Origin of the sequence: Bartonella queenslandensis AUST/NH15 (assembly GCF_000312585.1) — a bacterium.
In the GTDB taxonomy this organism is placed as follows: domain Bacteria; phylum Pseudomonadota; class Alphaproteobacteria; order Rhizobiales; family Rhizobiaceae; genus Bartonella; species Bartonella queenslandensis_A.
Window position 1 is genome coordinate 64,135 of record NZ_HE997977.1, and the last position, 3,156, is coordinate 67,290.

The window sequence follows — 3,156 nt, forward strand, 5'->3', positions numbered from 1 at the left end:
TTTTCTTTATTTATACAAAATAATAGAAAAAAATTCCTTTACTCATCAAACATATCATGTTCCGATAGAAATGATTACCTTTTTTAGGGTAATTTTTATCTTAAAATAACTAAAGGGAACTTCCCAAAAATGAACAAACAAAATTTAGAAAAAAAATCTAAGAAGAAATTGCAACGTGGACTACATAATCGCCATATACAACTTATAGCCCTTGGTGGAGCAATTGGAACAGGTCTCTTTATGGGATCAGGAAAAACAATCAGTGTAGCAGGCCCCTCAATCCTCCTCGTTTATGCGATTATTGGTTGTGCTCTATACTTTGTCATGCGTGCTATGGGAGAATTATTGCTTTCTAATACACAATACCGATCTTTTATTGACTTCTCGACTGATCTTCTAGGACCATGTGCTGGTTTCTTTATCGGCTGGACATATTGGTTATGTTGGATCGTCACTGGAACTGCTGAAATTATTGCTATTGTCACTTATGCACACTTTTGGTGGCCAGAACTCAATCCATGGATTCCTGTTATCATTAGTCTTATGTCCTTTTTAGTCCTTAACCTCGTCGCCGTAAAACCTTTTGGTGAACTTGAATTCTGGTTTGGTTTTATCAAAATTGTAGCAATTTTAGTCTTAATTGTTGTGGGATTTTATATGATCTTCACCGGTTTTGTCTTTCCAAACGGGTCGGTTGCTTCCCTTAGCAATATATGGAATGGTGGAAATCTTTTTCCACGAGGGATTACAGGCTTTTTTGCTGGATTTCAAATTGTTATTTTTGCTTTTGTTGGCATTGAGCTGGCAGGAACAGCGGCGGCTGAAGTAAAAGAGCCCTCAAAAAGCCCTGCCACAAGCTGTTAATTCAATACCAATCCGCATTGTATTTTTTTATATTTTCTCTCTTCTTGTAATCATGTCTGTAACGCCTTGGGATCAAATCAGTCCAGAAAAAAGCCCTTTTGTAACAATGTATGCACTTATTGGTATTCCAATTACCGCTGGTTTAATGAACTTTGTTGTCCTCACAGCAGCCGCCTCTTCAGCAAATAGTGGAATTTTTTCTACCAGTCGTATGGTCTATGGGTTAGCAACCCAAAAAGGAGCTCCTAAATTTTTAGGAAAACTTTCTCGTAATCACGTTCCAGCCAACGCATTATTCTTTTCATGTTTATGCATCTTATTAGGCTATGCGGTTGTATCGTTATCTCAAACCCTCATAGCTGCTTTTACAATTGTCACGACAATTGCCGCAACGTTATTTATATTTGTATGGTCGATTATTTTGATCAGCTATATCGTCTATCGCCGCAGTCGTCCTCTCCAGCATAGTGTCTCTCCTTATAAAATGCCAGGAGGTGTTATTATGTGCTGGACGCTTCTCGTTTTTTTTGCATTCATTATTTATTTATTTATTATCATTAGAAGCAGATACTGCCGTAGCTTTAAAATACACACCAGTATGGTTTATATTTTTAGGTATTGTATATTTTCTTTTTGGAAGAAAGAATTACGCAAAAACTTAAAAAATACTCCCCTAAAAAAATACTCCCCTAAAAAATAAAGCCCCTAAGAAATAAATCCTATGTGCAAAAAAAACATATAAAAAGGGTAACTCAAGTTACCCTTTTTTGATAACTGTCTATTACAATTATAAACGTGACAAAATATCTCTGTAGAGATTTCAATTACGTTCTTTATCAACCAAAGCGTTCGATTTTATCCAAGGCATCATAGAACGAAGTTTTTTACCCACCTCTTCAATAGGATGATTATCGTTTAAACGCCGCATACTTTTAAAATGAGCCGCACCAGCCTTATATTCTTGAATCCAATTCGATGTAAATTTACCCGTTTGAATATCTTTCAATATACGCTTCATTTCTGCTCTGGTTTCATCCGTAATCACACGTGGACCAGACATATATTCGCCCCATTCAGCTGTATTAGAAATCGAATAATTCATATTTGCAATGCCCCCTTCATACATGAGATCAACGATCAGTTTAACCTCATGTAAACATTCAAAATAAGCCATTTCTGGTGCATAGCCTGCTTGTGTTAGTGTTTCATAACCTGCTCGAATGAGTTCAACAAGACCACCACACAGAACCGCTTGTTCACCAAAAAGATCAGTTTCACACTCTTCTTTAAATGTTGTTTCAATCACCCCAGCACGTCCACCACCAAGTCCACATGCATAAGATAATGCTACACTATGAGCATGCCCTGAAGCATCTTGTGCCACCGCTATTAAGCAAGGAACACCACAACCACGTTGGTATTCATGACGAACTGTATGCCCTGGACCTTTAGGAGCAATCATCACAATATCAACGGTTTTTTTAGGTTCAATCAAGCCAAAATGAATGCTCAAACCATGGGCAAAAGCAATCGCCGCCCCATCACGTAAATGGTCATGAATATGCTCTTTATAAATATCAGCTTGCAATTCATCTGGTGTTGCCATCATGATGAGATCTGCCCATTTTGCTGCTTCAGCAACGCTCACCACTTCAAAACCATCAGCTGTAGCCTTTTTAACTGTTTCCGACCCTGAGCGCAAAACAATTTGCACATTTTGGACACCAGAATCTTTCAAATTTAAAGCATGCGCACGCCCTTGAGAACCATAACCAACAATGGCCACTTTTTTCCCTTTAATGAGATTCATATCCGCATCACGATCATAATAAACACGCATAAAAACACTTCCTTCTTTTTCTATTTAAACTAGATCTCAGATAATTTTATCAAATAAGAAACATTATCTTCAGTGCATCACATACTCATAAAGACAAAAAAACGCCGCTTATAAAAACACAGAAATTGAATAATTTTTAAAGTTTACATATTGTATAGAAAAACCTGTGGTCCCCAGAAATTCCCAAAACACATACGGATCCCCAAATAAATTTCAACCGCTGTCCTACAAAAATGGTACTTACAAAAAAACAATATTTCTAAAGAAAATATATCTGCTAAGATTCTATTTTTCCATCGCACAACAAAACATTATATCCTAAAAATTAAGATACAACATACAATTTATACGATCTTTAACATGAACCAAATCAATATGGATAGCAAGAAAAATTAAAAAATAACAAGTATTATTTTAATATAACCTTCAAAAGCCTATACAACAATATCTTT

Annotated in this window: 3 protein-coding genes; 2 read left to right on the top strand and 1 reads right to left on the bottom strand. The window is 36.2% G+C overall.

Annotated features, from left to right (window positions below):
- Positions 1-129: 129 nt before the first annotated feature.
- Positions 130-864 (top strand): amino acid permease, encoded by a 735-nt coding sequence (locus BN338_RS13475; RefSeq protein ID WP_280109512.1) that lies wholly within the window; start codon positions 130-132, stop codon positions 862-864.
- A 16-nt stretch (positions 865-880) separates the two neighbouring features.
- Positions 881-1,564, top strand: coding sequence for an amino acid permease (locus tag BN338_RS13480; protein WP_341872021.1), 684 nt, complete (start codon positions 881-883; stop codon positions 1,562-1,564).
- Positions 1,565-1,684: 120 nt separating this feature from the next.
- Here the strand turns inward: BN338_RS13480 and ilvC are convergent, their stop codons facing one another.
- Positions 1,685-2,704 carry a ketol-acid reductoisomerase gene (gene ilvC / locus BN338_RS00900; protein ID WP_039758153.1) on the bottom strand — a complete coding sequence of 340 codons (1,020 nt, stop codon included), beginning with the start codon at positions 2,702-2,704 and terminating at the stop codon, positions 1,685-1,687.
- Positions 2,705-3,156 lie beyond the last annotated feature (452 nt).

What these genes read in the sequence shown, in the direction of transcription:
- ilvC (WP_039758153.1), bottom strand. Translation starts at nt 2,704, where the DNA reads ATGCGTGTTTATTATGATCGTGATGCGGATATGAATCTCATTAAAGGG.
- BN338_RS13475 (WP_280109512.1), top strand. Translation starts at nt 130, where the DNA reads ATGAACAAACAAAATTTAGAAAAAAAATCTAAGAAGAAATTGCAACGT.